Annotated in this window: 12 protein-coding genes; 7 read left to right on the top strand and 5 right to left on the bottom strand. The window is 42.6% G+C overall.

Annotated features, from left to right (window positions below):
* Positions 1-56: 56 nt before the first annotated feature.
* The 3 genes from GNIT_RS06460 to GNIT_RS06470 all read left to right on the top strand — a co-directional run bounded on the left by GNIT_RS06460 (position 57) and on the right by GNIT_RS06470 (position 4170).
* Positions 57-1706 carry a glycerol-3-phosphate dehydrogenase/oxidase gene (locus GNIT_RS06460; protein WP_014108358.1) on the top strand — a complete coding sequence of 550 codons (1650 nt, stop codon included), beginning with the start codon at positions 57-59 and terminating at the stop codon, positions 1704-1706.
* A gap of 146 nt (positions 1707-1852) precedes the next feature.
* Entirely contained in the window at positions 1853-2596 is a 744-nt protein-coding gene (locus tag GNIT_RS06465; RefSeq protein WP_014108359.1) for an ABC transporter ATP-binding protein, read from the top strand.
* A gap of 224 nt (positions 2597-2820) precedes the next feature.
* On the top strand, positions 2821-4170 hold the full coding sequence (locus GNIT_RS06470) for a class II 3-deoxy-7-phosphoheptulonate synthase (RefSeq protein WP_041246704.1): 1350 nt from the start codon (positions 2821-2823) through the stop codon (positions 4168-4170).
* Positions 4171-4282: 112 nt separating this feature from the next.
* On the opposite strand, the gene GNIT_RS06475 is transcribed toward GNIT_RS06470, so the two are convergent.
* From GNIT_RS06475 to GNIT_RS06485, 3 genes are all read right to left on the bottom strand, one after another.
* A complete protein-coding gene (locus tag GNIT_RS06475) occupies positions 4283-5158 on the bottom strand; it encodes an ROK family protein (RefSeq protein WP_014108361.1) in 876 nt (291 codons plus the stop codon).
* 63 nt (positions 5159-5221) lie between these two features.
* Entirely contained in the window at positions 5222-6523 is a 1302-nt protein-coding gene (locus GNIT_RS06480; RefSeq protein WP_014108362.1) for an MFS transporter, read from the bottom strand.
* Between the two features lie 72 nt (positions 6524-6595).
* Positions 6596-9106, bottom strand: a complete 2511-nt coding sequence (locus tag GNIT_RS06485) for a TonB-dependent receptor domain-containing protein (protein WP_014108363.1) — start codon at positions 9104-9106, stop codon at positions 6596-6598.
* 302 nt (positions 9107-9408) lie between these two features.
* Between GNIT_RS06485 and GNIT_RS06490 the strand changes: the two genes are divergently transcribed.
* Entirely contained in the window at positions 9409-11364 is a 1956-nt protein-coding gene (locus tag GNIT_RS06490; protein ID WP_041246705.1) for an alpha-amylase family protein, read from the top strand.
* On the opposite strand, the gene GNIT_RS06495 is transcribed toward GNIT_RS06490, so the two are convergent.
* Positions 11361-12428 carry a LacI family DNA-binding transcriptional regulator gene (locus GNIT_RS06495; RefSeq protein ID WP_014108365.1) on the bottom strand — a complete coding sequence of 356 codons (1068 nt, stop codon included), beginning with the start codon at positions 12426-12428 and terminating at the stop codon, positions 11361-11363. The two genes, GNIT_RS06490 and GNIT_RS06495, sit on opposite strands and share 4 nt — an antisense overlap.
* Positions 12429-12659: 231 nt before the next feature.
* Between GNIT_RS06495 and GNIT_RS17840 the strand changes: the two genes are divergently transcribed.
* On the top strand, positions 12660-15275 hold the full coding sequence (locus GNIT_RS17840; RefSeq protein WP_014108366.1) for a CHRD domain-containing protein: 2616 nt from the start codon (positions 12660-12662) through the stop codon (positions 15273-15275).
* Between the two features lie 323 nt (positions 15276-15598).
* Positions 15599-16237 carry an SDR family oxidoreductase gene (locus GNIT_RS06510; protein ID WP_014108367.1) on the top strand — a complete coding sequence of 213 codons (639 nt, stop codon included), beginning with the start codon at positions 15599-15601 and terminating at the stop codon, positions 16235-16237.
* Between the two features lie 59 nt (positions 16238-16296).
* On the opposite strand, the gene GNIT_RS18075 is transcribed toward GNIT_RS06510, so the two are convergent.
* Entirely contained in the window at positions 16297-16485 is a 189-nt protein-coding gene (locus GNIT_RS18075; protein WP_014108368.1) for a hypothetical protein, read from the bottom strand.
* Positions 16486-16697: 212 nt separating this feature from the next.
* Between GNIT_RS18075 and iscR the strand changes: the two genes are divergently transcribed.
* Positions 16698-17180 carry a Fe-S cluster assembly transcriptional regulator IscR gene (gene iscR, locus GNIT_RS06515; protein WP_014108369.1) on the top strand — a complete coding sequence of 161 codons (483 nt, stop codon included), beginning with the start codon at positions 16698-16700 and terminating at the stop codon, positions 17178-17180.
* Positions 17181-17213 lie beyond the last annotated feature (33 nt).

Here is a 17213-nt window from a genome sequence, read left to right on the forward strand (position 1 = left end):
GACATTTTGCAATCAGGGCAAGGTTTAATACTAGCGCGAGCTGAGGGTAAATATTTATGATTTTGAGAGACACGAATATCAAGAAGTTATCTGCGGAGGTCTTCGACGTGCTTGTATTAGGGGCAGGCATCAACGGTGCGGTTTCCGCTGCTTCTTTGTCGAGGAAAGGAGCAAGCGTCGCGATGATCGACAAGAATGACTTTGCTGGCCATACTTCTTCTAATTCGTCGAATCTTGCATGGGGGGGAATCAAATATCTAGAAAATCATGAATACTTCTTGGTGAATAAGTTGTGTAAAAGTCGCAATCACTTAATGCGCAGCTATCCCTCAACGGTGCAAGAAATTCGTTTTTTAACCACATTACAAAAAGGCTTCCGCTTCCCAGCTTGGTTTGTGTTTATAGGAACATGTTTGTATTGGGCGATGGGCCGGTTCTTTACGCAAAAACCCGTTTTTTTATCTTCGAAGAAAATAAAGGAAGCTGAACCTGCTATTAATGTATCAAATGCGCAAGGAGGCTTCGAATATTCAGACGCGTTTTTACACGATAATGATGCTCGTTTTGTATTCAACTTTGTGCGCAGCGCAATGGACAACGGCGCTGTTGTTACTAATTACGTTGGTGCAAATGGCAGTGAAAAGATAGATGGTATTTGGCATACAGAAGCTGTAGATGAACAATCTGGCAGGACATTTACCATTCAATCAAAGGCAATTATTAACGCCTGTGGGCCGATGGTCGACGAATATAATGATAAAACGGAGCAAGAGACAGAGCATCGTCATTTATTTTCGAAGGGCGTACACCTTATTGTTAATAAATTGACGAAAGTAGATAAGGTCTTGGCTTTTTTTGCGTCCGACGGCCGTTTGTTTTTTGTCATCCCCATGGGGCAAAAAACCTGCATAGGTACTACCGATAATCAAGTCGAAAACCCGAACACGTCGGTTACTGAAGAAGACCGAGACTTTATTCTGGATAATGTAAATGCACTATTAGACTTGCCTAAGGCTTTGACTCGCGATGATATCATTTCTGAACGTTGGGGCGTGCGTCCATTAGCAGTGAAAGGCTCCGGTGGCGAAGCTGACTGGGTTCAGTTGTCTCGCAAGCATGCTATAGATGTTAATAAAGAAGACAAGTATTTGAGTATTTTTGGCGGCAAGTTGACTGACTGCATTAATGTAGGCGAAGAAATTGCTGCTTTAGTTGAAGATTTAGGTATTTCACTGCCACATAAAGACGCGATATGGTACGGAGAATCATCGCATGAAATAAAAAAGGAATTTGAGTACAGAGCAGGGTTGATTGGACTAGATGATATGACACCAAGTTATAGTTCTGAAAAACTTACCGTGAGATTATGGCGTCGTTACGACATCCATGCGCTACAAATATTGGATGAAATTCAGCGTGATCCCGCTCAAGCGGAACAGCTAATGCGAAACGCGGAATACTTGAGAGCGGAAGTACACTATGCAGCAAGAAGAGAAATGATTACAAATCTTGAAGACTTTTTGCGTCGGCGCTCTAAAATTGAAATGGTGCTAAGAAAGACTGAGATTATCAACACACCAGGTATTATTGAAGCCTGTCAAATTTTGTTCGGTGATCAAGCAGAACAAAAACGTAAAGAGTATGTTGATAAAGTGCTGCAAGATTATCCTGATGCACCCGTAGCTCAGCCAAATTTGCTATCGTAGAATACGTTCACCCACTTGCTTTACACGCTACAAATAGAGACACTAGCTTTACTATATTAACGATATCCGTTTTGTATTTAAAAGTGCTTTTTTATCAGGTGCTTTTAATTAAAAGGTCATTTCCAGTTTAAGGTACAACACGCTGTATGCTTACCGTTTCTCAAGTGAATCTTGAACATCGCCTAAAGAACATAAGTGCCAATATGTCTGCAGGAGAGTGTTGGCACGTTCTTGGCCAAAATGGCGCAGGTAAGAGTTCGTTATTTGAAGTGATTTCTGGACTTCTGGAGGCTGATAGTGGCGTTGTTGAATTGAACGGTGTTGATGTATCTGCATTTCCGATATCAGAATTAGCGACAAAGTTAGTCTATTTACAGCAGCATTATGCACTATCATTTTCACTAAGTGTTGCCGAAATTTTACGCTTCTATGCTGGGCATATCGATATTCCTAGCGAGATCGAGCAAGCGCTTTCGATAAGCACTCTGTTAAATCGAAAACTCAATAATCTCAGCGGTGGCGAACAGCAGCGAGTTCATATAGCGCGCTGTTTAATGCAAGCTTGGCATGCAGTGAAAAACGGTGAAGCTTTGATTCTTTTAGATGAGCCGATTCAAAGCCTTGACGTTGTATTTCAAGAACAATCATTAGCGATGTTCAAAGCCCTTGCGCGAAAGGGGAATTTGCTTATTCTTAGCATCCACGATGTGAATTTGTCTTTGCGATATTGTGATCATGTTTTGATGATAAAAAATAATGCAATTTTTTGCTGTGGTGCTGCAAACGCGATCATGACGGCAGATAACATTAGTGAGCTTTACGATTATCCATTCAGCGAAGTCACAAGTAAGAATAAGTCAGAAAAATTCTTTATTAGAAGCCCACTTTAAAAGCCCTTATGATATGCTATATAGCCTGTTTTAAGTCTGTTTGAGCTAATGTCTACAGCCACTAATATTACGACATGTAAGCGTTGTAAAAGAACAGAAATTAAAACACTGAAGCACACAAACGAAAAGTAATCATCTGAACGCCCTCTGATTAGTAAATCTATTCAACGCAATCGATGTATCAAAAGCGATTTATTAAAAACGATTTATTTAAAGGAAAGACCGTGAGTCAATGGAAACCCGATAGTTGGAGAGCAAAGCCGATACTTCAACAACCTACATATCAAGATCAGCAAGCACTGAAAGACGTCGAAGCTAACCTAGCAGGCTATCCGCCTCTGGTATTTGCTGAAGAAACACGTCAACTTTATAAGCAGCTCGGCGACGTATGTGAAGGTAAAGGGTTTTTACTTCAGGGCGGCGACTGCGCCGAGTCATTCGATGAATTCAATGCGCCAAAAATAAGAGACACTTTTAAAGTTATCCTGCAGATGGCGATCGTGTTGACTTTCGCAGGGCGTTGTCCGGTAACGAAAGTAGCGCGCATGGCGGGGCAATATGCAAAACCTCGCTCATCCGACTTTGAAACTATCAACGGCATTTCTTTACCTAGCTATCGCGGGGACATTGTCAACGGCTTTGAGTTTACAGAAGCCTCTCGCCAGCCTGATCCAAATCGTTTAGTTGAGGCCTATCATAAGAGTGCGGCAACGCTGAACTTGCTGCGAGCATTCGCGCAGGGTGGCTTAGCTGACTTACATCAAGTTAATCGTTGGAATATGGCGTTTTTGGAAAACAATCCCTTGAAAGAGCGCTATCAAGATATGTCTGATCGTATTCAAGATACATTGTCGTTTATGGATGTGATTGGCATCAATGCACAAAACAACAGTTCATTGCATGAAACGACCCTGTTTACCTCGCATGAAGCCTTGTTGTTGAATTATGAGCAAGCCTTGACGCGCATTGATACTTTAACAGGTAAGCCTTATAACTGTTCTGCGCATATGCTTTGGATTGGTGAGCGCACACGTCAATTAGATCATGCGCACGTTGAGTTTTTCAGCGGTATTAATAACCCTATTGGCGTTAAAGTTGGGCCGAGCATGCAGGAAGATGAATTAATTCGTTTGATTGATGCCTTAAATCCGAATAACACGCCAGGTAGGTTGACCTTAATTACGCGCATGGGCGCAAACAATTTAGGCGATAATTTACCTCGATTACTGCGCAGAGTGAAAGCTGAAGGACGCAATGTAGTATGGAGCTCTGATCCAATGCATGGCAATACCATTACCTCTTCGAGCGGATATAAGACGCGCAACTTTGATTCAATATTAACTGAAATAAGACAGTTTTTTGATGCGCACAAAGCAGAGGGCACACACGCTGGTGGGATCCATTTAGAAATGACCGGTCAACATGTTACTGAATGCACGGGTGGCGCATATCAAATAAGTGATGCAGACTTGTCTCAAGCTTATCAAACACAATGTGACCCACGCTTAAATGCTGATCAAGTGTTGGAAATGGCGTTTTTGGTTGCAGATCATTTAAAAACTGGGAAGGTGTAGCTTAGGCAATTAACCGCCTAAGCTAAATTAGCTTGTTAACTCGACGTTGTTTGCAAAATAGTTTGAGCTCCGTGCTCATTCTAAACGCTTAATTCAGCCCTAATTTAGGTTTCTAATCTAGTATTAGGGCTAGCGCACCAAAAACGCCAGAGCGTGAACCTAAACCTGGCGCTGTGATGATCTGCTTCAAGCCTTGGTTATATGGAAATACGATATAATTTTTTAAAGACTGCTCAGCATACTCGATGGTTTTTTCCAGTAAGCCTTTCTTTGACATAACGCCGCCGCCTAAAACAATGCTTTGTGGGCTGAAAGAAACCATTAAATTGTGACAAAAATTGCCCAATACTTTAGCTTCGATATCCCAAGCGGGGTGGTCTTCTTTCATACTGTCCGCAGATTGTTGCCAGATAGCAGCCATTGACCTACCCGCAGCTAATCCTTCTACACAGTTTCCATGGAAAGGGCATACCCCTTTTATTTCAGGAACACCGGATATCAACATATGACCAAGTTCCGGATGAACCAAACCTTTCAGCGTTTGACCATTGATCACAACGCCGCCACCCACACCGGTGCCGACAGTGACATAAATATTAACGGAAGTGTTCTGGCTCGCGCCCCACTTAAATTCGGCTAAGGCTGCGGCGTTCACATCGGTGTCGATAAAAACAGCGCAATGAAGTCCTTTCTCAAGTTGTTGCTTGATATCGACATTAGACCAATGAGGTTTAGGCGTAGAGGTAATCGAACCAAAACTAAGAGACGCAGGATTCAAGTCTAGTGGGCCAAAGCAGGCTAGACCTAATTTACGGAAATTGTATCCTGCTTGTTGCTGTTGTTTGAAAAATGCAATGACCGCACTGATAGTGTCGACTGGTGTCGTCGTGTCAAAACGCTTTTCAACAAGTATGTTGCGTTGCTTATCAGCAATGGCGCAATTAAATTTGGTGCCGCCTGCTTCAATTAATGCATAGAATTCTTGCATTGTGATTCCTCTATTTTTTACTATCAAAGCATAAGTTGCTTAGTGCCAAATAAATTTGGATTGTTAACGGGAAGCAGATGGATTTGAATACTCTGTTTTCTCAACTTCAGCTAAGCGTTTTTCAGTTGGGTTAAAAATGAAATTATATAGCAAGCCTAAGAATAATAAGCCGGCAAAACCCGTTGCAACCATGAATCCATATTTCGCATCGCCGCCATAAGCGTCGCTAACGATCCCCATAATAAGAGGGCCCGCTGCTGCACCCGCAGCAGTGAAGAACAGGATAACGCCAGCAACCGTGCCGTGTTCTGATTTAGGGAAACAGCTGATGCCTTTTGAATTGAATGTCGGATAAATAACCGACATAAAAATACCGGTCAATGGGAATAAATAAAGAGCAACTTCTTTTCCGCCTATTAATCCACCTACAAAACAAACAAGAATAGCGAAACTAAATATTAGAAGTACTAACGCCCAATTGAAATGCTGCATCATCCAGATCCCAACGAATCTGCCCGCAGCGCGCAGCGAAAAGAAAACAGAGACGGCATACATCGCTAAGTACTTTTGAGAGTCTGACGTATAGCAAGCAAAGGTGTCCTCTAAGTTAACGGCATCACACACCAAGTAACTGGGCATCCAAACGTATATTGCGCTCTCGGCTGCAACGTACAAAAACGCACCGATAGAAAAGCCCATCGCATAGCGATTTTTCAGCAGTTTGATGCTACTCGCAAAATTGTTTACTTTCGCTATATTGTTGTCGCTATCAACAGGTTTTTGATATTCAGGGTAATCGACTTTATAAGCCATCAAAATAAGTAAAGTACAAAGCCCGCCAGCGATAACATACAACCATTTCCAATCAACGCCTTCGCGCACCAGCCATGCGACTAACAATGGTCCAATAATAGCGCCAACTCCGAAGAAAGCCTCAGCCCCGTTCATCGTGCCGGTATGTTGTTTTGTTGACGTAGATATGTCACCTATCAATGCCAGTGCTGCAGTTTTAAATACGCCAACTGCCACACCTGAAAGTGTGATCAAACCGAGGATAAAGGAGAAGCTTGTACCGACTAAAAACAGATAACAAGAGACGGCAAACAAAGACAAACCAAGAATAATGGTATTTTTCCGTCCGAATTTGTCGGCTAAAAAACCGAGAAATAAGCCTGAAAAAGCGATGCCAATCATAAACAGAGTATGCATTAAGCTTGCCTGCGTATTGCTCACATCAAATTCGCGTTTCACCTCTTTAATAATTTCGCCTACGGAGTCAGACGTCATTGCAAACATCATGAACATCAAATAGGTTAACCAGCGTACAAGCGCTAAGTTTTTCTCGTTGCGGGCCTTATCAGTCATGATCGTATCTTCTCCAGTATTTATTACCTAAAAAGCCCGCATTAAGCGGGCAAAACTAGGGAGTTTACTTTTTTAGTCAAACATATACTTGAATGAAACTGAAGTTGTTCTGCCATTCAAAGGTCTAGCTCGAATGATATCACCAGCACTTGCCGACGCTTCTTCCGATTCAGTAATGACAAACTCGTCCGTTAAGTTATTCACGTTAAGCGATACAGAGAAGGACTCAGATACATAATACGTTGCAAACAAATTCACTATGGTATAACCGTCTTGCTTCAACTGGTTGCTATCGCCAACGAAGTACTCAGACGAACCCTGAAGCGCTGCACCTAATAACATATCATCGTCCTGATACTGCGGTGTAATTGTATAGATTAAATCGGCTTGACGACGAGGTGTTTTGCCAACCAATGCAGGGTTGAACGCGTCGTTGCTGATTTCAGCGTCTGTCCAAGTAAAGTTACCTAACAGACTGAAACCAGACCCTAATTCATAACTTCCTTCTACTTCCAAACCGGTCGCTTCGTACTCGCGAATAAAGGTTAGGCCGCTAGTGAGTTCCGCTTGAGTGTCTTCTGTCACTGTGTCAAATAAGGTTGTATAAATACGCAAATCGCTTGTGGCATATTTGAAACCAATTTCGAGCTGCTTAGTTTCATCAAAACCAGATGTTGTATTGGTTAAGCTACCGTCTGAATTCAAAGTACCTGCAATTTGTAATAGGCGGTCTGCGATAGCGCGGCTACCTTTACTGTAGCGAGCAAAAATAGTTTTTGAATCGTCTAGTAAGTAAGACCCACCGAATGAATATGATGTATTGCTTACTTCATAGTCTACTATTTGGCTAACTGCACCGGCGCGGTTCAAGTTAATGACACCACCACCAAAGCCAAAGCCGTTGGATGCTGATGCATCTTCCGAGTTACCTGAAATAACGCCATCGCCATTCAAATCAAAATCGGTATTTCCGCCACAGCACGAATTAATTAACTCACCGTTAGCTTGCACTGTGTCACGACGAATACTTGCATCGAACAACCAGTTGTCACCCATTTCATAACCAACGTTAAGATAAGGTGCCGTTGTTTGATAACGTAAGTCCCACTCCCAAGATAAGAAGCTAGGCGCCCACAAACCATCATCAACTAGGGTTTCGCCATCAGCATCGGTAATATTTAAGTATTGAGAGTTATCGCCATCAACCGTTTGAATGAAAGTATTCCAGCTATTCCAGCTGCTCGCAATATCTTGCATTGAATAATAGTAGCCAGCTGTAACTGAGAAGCCATTATCAAATTCTTTCGTTAAATTTAGATCGTTAATGAGGTTACCAAGGTCTTTGATCTCGGTGTCGAACTGCAAGTTTAAAAATGTTAGACCGTTATATGCACTGCCTGCGTTTGGACCATTTGCGAGTGTCACATTTGTTGATGCGCAGTTAAATGCGTTACCATCACCGTCAAGGGCCGAATTACAAATGTTATTTGCCATACTGCTTGCTGATTGCGGGCCGTAATCGCCAAATGTATCTGTGAAGGGTGAAATAAAGCTACCGCTAATGTCTGACGTTCTAAACTTGTTAACAAAAGTCAAATTTTCGGCAACCTCTACATTTGCCTCAAAACCAATAGATGTGACTAATGAATGAATACCGTCGGTAACGTCTCTATTTCTTGGGTTACCAAATGAATCAAACGTAGACACATTAGTGGTATAAGCTGAATGCAAAGTTTGGCTGCTTGCATCAAAGTTTTCGACAGGACCAAAGTCTCCGTTACTCTTCACTCTTACCGGAGCAGGTAAATAAGTTGTTACTTTGTCATCTAAATGTTTGAAGTGAAAACGAATAAAACCGTTGTCGAGAATTTGTGTGATGTTTAATTTAACTTGGCCACCTTGGTCGCCATTAAATCCAGTTTCACGTGTACCTTCACCGCCACGTGCAAAGCCACCGACATGAAAGTAAAGGTCGTTGTTAATTTCGCCACCGTATGAAAAATCAAGTCTGAATTCGTCGTAATCAACACCAAATGAGGTGCCAATTGCGCCGCCACCGCTTTCACCTGTGTTACTGATCATGTTAATGATACCGCCGGGTGAGTTACTCGCAAAAGTAGAGGCTGAACCACCGCGAACCGCTTCAACTAAACCAACAGACCAATCGTATCTTAAGAAGTTATCTGCGTTACCAAAGTTGATGTCGCCGTACTCTAAAACAGGAAGACCATCTTCGTGTATTTGTAAAAATTTCGAGCCGCCTGTCGCTAAAGGAATACCGCGAATAGTGATGTTAGCGTTACCGCCACCGCCAGAAGACTCTGCGCGAATACCGGGTAATGCACGGTATACTTCTGCAGTGGAGCGGGGCGCTAGCTTGAATATATCTTCTTGATTAAAAGAGCTAACAGAAACGCTGGTTTCTTGCTGAGTCGCCCCACCCGGGCTACCTGTAACAACAATCTGTTCGAAATATTTAACATCTTCTTTTTTAGCTTCGTCTGTTTCTTGTGCGACAGCAGTAGCAGTAAATGCTAAAGCTAACGCGATTGATATTGCTGATTGCTTATAGTGTGTGTTCATGTGTGTTCTCCGATACTTTAATTTAGTGTTTTATCACCGGTTTTATTTGCCGTGAATGCAGTCCTAATGTCAGTACGAAGAATTAAGCTACTACTCCTCTTACCGCCTCTCAACATTCTTTTTTACTATGACTTAAAAGCTAAACTATTCTGTTTGATTATTAATCATCAAAAACGTTTAAGTAGAATCTATCAGACTTTTTGTTGGGTGTAAACAGTTTGTTAAAAATGATTGATTAAATGCAACATGTAGGCTATATTCTCGAACATTGCTTTATCTTAAACGTTTTATATGGATTTCTTGTGGACATAAAAATTGAAAGTAAAAAAACGGTAGAGAGACTACTGTCGGACATTGATTTATCAGACATGTCAAAAGCCGATGCTAAGCTGTTCAAGTTGCGTGTTGAGGATAACTTTCCTCAATTATTTGCACAATTGCATCATGTTTACAGCGAACACTATGATTTCTATTATTTTTTACAACAATTGTTAAAAATCATGCAGGTAAGTTTCAAAAAGCGTAAACCGGCACTGAAGAAAAAAGACAAACAGCGTTTATTAAAACCGGATTGGTTTAAAGATGAAAAAATGCTGGGTATGGCTTGCTATGTCGATCTGTTTGCTGGCGACTTGCAGCATTTACATAAAAAAATTCCCTACCTCAACTCACTGGGTATCACTTATTTACATTTAATGCCTTTGTATAAATCTCCGGAAGGGGATAGTGACGGTGGCTATGCGGTGTCTGATTATCGTGAAGTTGATACAAAACTCGGGACAATGACAGATTTAGAATCACTGGGTGAAGCATTATCAAAAGCGGGCATTAATTTAGTTCTCGACTTTGTTTTTAATCATACCTCCGATCAACACGATTGGGCGATACGGGCCAAGCAGGGTGACCAAGAGTTCCAAGAATATTACTGGATGTTTGATAATAAGGATATTCCAAACCAATACGAGCAAAGTTTAAGAGAAATTTTTCCACAAGTTCGCAGAGGTAATTTCACCTGGGATGAACAATCTCAGAAGTGGGTTTGGACTACATTTAACAGCTTTCAGTGGGACCTGAATTATTCTAACCCAGCTGTTTTTAATGCGATCACTGATGAGATGTTATTTTTAGCGAATGTAGGTTGCGATGCGTTGCGCTTAGATGCCTTGGCTTTTATTTGGAAAGAGATGGGCACCGACTGCGAGAATCAACCAAAAGCACACGCGCTTATAAAAGCATTCAACTGCTGTTTAAAGATTGTCTCGCCATCTGTCGTATTTAAATCAGAAGCGATAGTACATCCGGATGAAGTCGCCAAATATATACATAAAGATGAATGTGAGTTGTCTTATAATCCGCTACTGATGGCGCTAATCTGGAATAGTGTTGCAACCCGAAAAACCAAGCTGCTTACTAAATCAATGCAAAAAAGTTTCGCGATATCACCAGACTGCGCGTGGGTAAATTATGCACGTTGTCACGATGATATCGGATGGACGTTTGACGATAATGTAGCGGCTCAGATAGGCATAAACAGTTATGATCATCGTTATTTTCTAAACCAATTTTTTACTGGCCGATTCGAAGGTTCTTTTGCTAAGGGCGTCGCTTTTGCAGAAAACCCTGCAACAGGCGACTGCCGTGTTTGTGGTTCTCTCGCGTCTCTCTCTGGCTTAGAACAAGGTATTGAGCTTGGCGATGCATTGTTGATAGATAACGCCGTAAAGCGGGTGCTGCTAATTCATTCGATTATTTTGGCAATTGGTGGTGTACCGTTGCTGTATTCGGGAGATGAATTAGGTCTACTCAACGACTATAGCTATGAGCAAGATCCATCTAAAGCGCATGATGAAAGATGGGTTCATCGAATTGCTGTTAAAGACTCTGACGTTACGTTGGCTAGAGATGAAACTACGCCCTTTTATAAAATAGCGAAAGGATTGGAGAATATGATCAAGGTTCGTCAACAGAATACAATTTTTGGAGCCGCTAGAACCGATATATTAGAAGTGGGTAACGAGCACATCTTTAGTTTTCGTAGAAAGCAAAACGAAATGTCCGAAGATAAGTCAGAGCTTATCGCACTGTGTAATTTCAGTGAAAATACCCAATTAGTTGATACGGCATTTATGAAACCGACTTGTGATTCACTGCTCGTTAATCCTGCTATTGATTTATTGACTCAAACTGAATATACAGATATTCCTGACGTATTAACTTTAGGGCCGTTAGAAGTGAGATGGTTACTGCTTACAAATTAGTCGGGGCAACTGTTTCTAACCACTAACCGTGTGTTTAGGACAATGTGTTGGGTTTCAATATCATTAGAAATTGAGTCCAGTAGAAGCTTGGCTGCAACACGGCCCTTCTCAATACTCTGTTGGCAAACCGTGGTTAAGCTAGGTTGGCTCCTAGCTGCTTCTGGAATATCATCGAAGCCGGTTACTTGCAGTTGCTCGGGTATACTAATACCAAGCTCACGGGCCACCCGCACAGCGGAAAGTGCGATAACGTCACTCATACAGAGTAAAATGTTAGGACGAGGGGTAGTTGTCAACGCTTCTCGTGCGGCTTGTTCAGCACTAGTGGTTTCATTGATGGGTATGTGCCAAATTTTATTCGGCTCAATGTTGACATCTAAGTGCTTTGCCGCTTGCATATATCCTTTTAGTCTACTTTGAGATATTTCTTGTGAATCTATACAAGCATCCTCAGGCATTAGTCGACACACTCTTGCAGAATCAATCAAGCGTAGACCCAGTATCGCAGCGTTGATGTCTTTTTTGTGGGTGACTAGAGAATTAGTGAAGGCATGCAGAGCGACCGCCTTAGCACCTGCCTCATTATCGATATTAACGGTGTGTGAGCCTTCAGTTCGACAATCTACTTTTACAATAGGCTTACCCAAGCGTTCAATTTGCTCCAACGACTTTCCTTTCATTGTTCCATACAAAATAAAACCGTCGGGTAATGATTCTGCACTGCTTTGTTCCGCGGAATCCAAATTGCCTGAAAGCAATAATAATTGCTTTTTGTTATCTACAAGAACTTCTGAAACGCCCTGTAAAAGCTGGCTAGCTACGGGGTCGGAAAATGAATAGCTTAAGGAATCGGCAAGCATCACACCAATAACGCCGGATGCCCCCATTCTTAGAGAGCGAGCCGCTAAATTTGGGCCGTGATAACCCAATTTTGAGGATTCTGACAGAATACGCTCACGCAACTTGGCCGACAGTTGGTCAGGTCGATTGAAAGCGTTAGATACCGTCGCAATTGAAACCCCTAATTGCTTTGCTACCTGCGTTAAATTTAGTTTCTTATTCATGTAAAGCCAGTCGATGTGATGCAGATTTAACGTTAATTGCGGTGTATGTTAACGGAATGAAAGGGGAAGTTCTCTTAAAATTTTAGTAAACCTGAGAAAGACCTTGGGATTCGTTTTGCTGGTTGTTTATGTGGAATATTATTTCAAGGTTACAAAAGTTTAATCTTTATTAAAGAACTGTATGTTTATTGTGCAGGTATTAACATATGTCCAAAACCTAAAAGGAAGACCATGTTAAAATATATATTGATGCTATCTATCCTGTTTTTTCTCGCTGCATGTGGTTCGGATGATATAGATCCGATAGCACCTCCAGCGATGTTCACGCCGACCGGCAGTTTTAATACTACGCTAACCTCTGGGCAACAAGTCCCACAAACTGTGAGCGCCGATTCTGCGTCTGCTACGGTCGAATATGACTCGGATGCCAGCATGATCAGAGTAACGCTCGATATAAGCGGTGTCAGTATGCTAAACGACGCCACTTTGAATATTGGAGCCTTGGGAACAAGTGGCACTGCAGTATTTACGTTTGAGGACAACGGCACTGATACGCTTGAGTTGACTAACGAGGTGAGCGCTGACCAATTGGATGCTTTACTCGACGGTTCAATGTACATCGATATTTCGACGACCGATTTTCCTGACGGGGCTATCCGAGGTCAAATATTGCCTGAAGAAGTCGCTGTTGTTAGTTTTTCATTATCTGGTGCTCAAGAAGTTCCTGCAGTTGTATCAGCAGCAACTGGAGACGGATATGCGAGCTACAACACATCAACTGAGGCCCTTACTCTTCGAGTTAATACGGTAGGAGCAGACGATGCAACCATGGCTCATATCCATACAGGTCGGGTGGGAAATAATGGGCCAGTATTAGTTGGTCTAGCGTCCGGTGGCACAGGTATTTGGGAAGCGCCAGAAGGCGCAACGTTAGATGCTGACACTTTTGCTGTTTTGGCATCAGGAGGTTACTATGTCAACGTCCATACACCCGCTAATCCGAGTGGCGAAATCAGAGGACAGATCCTAACAAGTGACTTTGCACTGGCTACCTTTTCACTCAGTGGAACGCAAGAGGTACCAGCGGTATCGACAACAGCTAAAGGTGATGGTTACGCATTGGTCAATACAAGCGATTTCGGAGTTGAATTAACTGTAGTTACTCAAGGTGTTGAGGACGCTACTATGGCGCACATCCACACTGGAAGAATTGGAGAAAACGGTCCAGTCCTAGTTCCCTTAGAGCAATCTGAAGCCAATGCTAATGTTTGGGCGACACCAGATGGTGCAGCCTTAACAGCTGAAATTTTCGGTGTATTAGCGTCAGGTGGTCATTATGTCAACGTGCACACACCAGCAAATCCAAGCGGTGAACTAAGAGGTCAAATATTAACTGACAACTTCGCGTTAGTCACATTTGCACTGAGCGGTGATCAGGAAGTGCCGGCAGTATCTTCTATGGCGACTGGCAGCGGTTACGCACTGGTCGATACCAATGATTTTGCTTTAGAGCTCAAAGTCGTTACCCAAGGTGTTGAAGATGCCACTATGGCGCATATCCACACCGGTAGAATTGGAGAAAACGGTCCAGTTTTAGTGGCGCTTGAACAATCAATGGATGACGTCAATGTTTGGTCTGTGCCTGAAGGAACGGCTTTAGATGCAGAAATATTTGGTGTACTTGCATCCGGTGGTCATTATGTCAATGTTCACACACCGGCGAACCCAAGCGGTGAATTAAGAGGCCAGATCCTCACTGATAATTTAGTGCTTGTTACCTTTGACTTGAGCGGCGCTCAAGAGGTGCCTGCGGTATCTACCAATGCTTCAGGTAGCGGCTATGCGATCGTTAATACTAATGATTACGCGCTAGAACTAAAAGTTGTGACAGACGGTGTCGTGGACGCGACAATGGCACATGTTCATACCGGTAGGGTAGGTGAAAACGGTCCTGTATTAGTGGCACTCGAGCAATCACCTGATGACGCAAACGTATGGTCAGCGCCGACAGATGCAGCACTCAGCGCGGAAATATTTAGCATACTCGCATCCGGCGGTCATTACGTTAACGTTCATACACCGGCGAACCCAAGCGGTGAGCTTAGAGGTCAGATATTGACGGATAACTTCGTATTGGCCACTTTCGCTCTGAGTGGAGAGCAGGAAGTACCTTCATTAGACACCATGGCAAGTGGCAGCGGTTATGCATTAGTTAACACAAACGATTACGCAGTGGAACTGACGGTAGTAACCCAAGGTGTTTTGGACGCAACGATGGCTCATATTCATACTGGTCGAATTGGAAAGAACGGTGGCGTTCTGGTTGCTCTGGAGCAATCTGAAGATGACACTAACGTTTGGTCAACGCCTGATGGAACAGCGCTGAATGCGGAAATATTTGCAGTGCTAGCCTCAGGCGGACACTACGTTAATGTGCACACTCCAGCTAACCCAGGTGGTGAATTGAGAGGACAAATAATCACAGGTAATTTTGTGCTTGTGACGTTCGATTTGTCTGGTGAACAAGAGGTGCCTGCAGTTGCTACTGATGCAGACGGTGATGGTTACGCTTTGGTGAATACTAGCAACTTTGATCTTGAATTAGTAGCCAATACGCGTGGCGTATCTGATGCTAGTATGGCTCATATTCATACTGGCGATGCGGGTTCTAACGGACCAGTATTGCTAGCTTTAGCTCAACCTGAAGGTGTCACAGATACTTGGATGACACCGTCAGGCGCGCAAATTAATGCAGAGATATTTGCCGTGCTCGCTGGCGGTGGTCATTATGTAAATGTGCAAACACCAGCAAATCCATCAGGTGAAATACGCGGACAAATTCAATAAGTAATATCAACGCGAAAGCCGACATTATCTCTTAGAGTATTGTCGGCTTTTTTATTTTATTTAATTTAAAGCAGTTAACTGTCTATTGCGATTCTGCAGGTACAGCGAATCAATACATCAGTCATTCTTATAGCCCACTCTGTACTATTTACACGAAATTAAAACTCTTTAACTCTTAATAGGATAAATATCAGCAGCTTAGTTTAGGCATGAGAATTGCTCCTGTTCGCTCTATGTAGTGCAGAACAAAGTACATACGCAGCGAATGAATCATCTCAAATGTTCATCACGCAAAAGTAAAGTTAGGAAACCAAGGAGATAAAATGAAAAACACGTTAATTATTGGAGCGAGTGGACAAATTGGAAAGCAGTTGACTCAATTGATGCTAGATGACAAGCAGCATGTTACCGCGCTTGTTCGCGATAAAGACAAGCTATCGGACATTAATAATAAAAATTTAACGATTGTTGAAGCAGATCTTACAGACAACTTCGAAAAAGCGTTCAAGCATTGCGATAACGTTGTGTTTGTTGCTGGTTCTGGCGGAAATACAGGCGCAGATAAAACGCTGTTAATAGACTTATGGGCGGCATGCCGAGCTGCTGATTATGCCAAAGCTAAAAACATTGAGCATTTTGTAATGGTCAGTTCAATCGGCGCGGGAGACCCGTCGGAGGGGCCAGAAGACATGCAGCCCTACTTAGTTGCCAAGCACATGGCAGACGAGCATTTGAAGCGCAGTGGTCTGCATTATTCAATTATTCGCCCTGGTTCATTGACTAACGATGAGGCGACAGGGAAATTCACGACTGAACGAGAAAGCCTTAAGTCCGATCAATTTACCATCACGCGCGCAGACGTCGCACACGCTTTACTGTTCTGCATTAATAATCCGCCGAAAGTGAGTGCAATAACTGAGATATTTAATGGCAGCAAGAGCATTGGAGAAGCATTAAAGTAACGGTGTTATATTGGCACTTGCCGGGGGGTGAAAGTAAATATTAATATATGTTCGAAAAGTTATATTAATTTGGCTTGCAGCCCATCTGCATTGTGCTCATTGGGGATCGTCGAGGATGTATCTTTGACGATCGGCTGAACGGTATAAGTCGTCGTTGAAACGCCCGCCACCTTTACCTGATCAACTCGGTCTCGAATATGGCAATACAGACCTTTCAGGCTGTCGTTAATTTCATCTCTTTTTGCCAAACTGGGCTGCACATAATTCAATGGTGAGCGAATGTGTTGGCATCTCACCAGGGTCTATAATTAGCGTAGTACCAGCATAGTTGCACTATCAACACATATTTTTTCAAAGAATATCAGCTGGATTTACTAGTACTTGACTATTTTAGTGGGTTAAATACTTGACCATTTTAGTAGGGTATGAAATGATCCAGTTTTTCGAGGCTAGGAGCATTATGAAAATCACTACCAAAGGTCGTTATGCAGTAACCGCTATGCTCGACTTGGCGTTGCATTCAAAACATGGTCCTGTCTCATTAGCCGGCATCTCTCAACGCCAAGACATATCCTTATCTTATTTAGAGCAATTGTTTGCAAAGTTGAGGCGCTCTAAATTAGTTGCCAGTGTGCGCGGCCCCGGCGGCGGTTATATCTTGAATAAAGAGCCTGATCTTTTATCGGTTGGTGAAATCATAGGAGCAGTCAATGAAAGTATCGATGCAACTAAATGCAGTGGCAAAGCTAATTGCTCTGGTGGCCAGCGTTGTTTAACACATAATTTGTGGGAAGATTTAAGTGACCGTATTAGCGAATTTTTAAATGATATTTCGCTTCACGAATTAATGCAAAAGCGTGATGTTAAAGAGGTCTTAGGGCGTCAAAGTTGCTTTAAAGCAACATCGAAAGAAACCAATATTGATGTGATGAACAGCTTGTAATGCACAGACTTCACATTGACAGTAAACAATACA

The sequence above is a fragment of the Glaciecola nitratireducens FR1064 genome (assembly GCF_000226565.1).
Classification (GTDB): Bacteria; Pseudomonadota; Gammaproteobacteria; order Enterobacterales; family Alteromonadaceae; genus Glaciecola; species Glaciecola nitratireducens.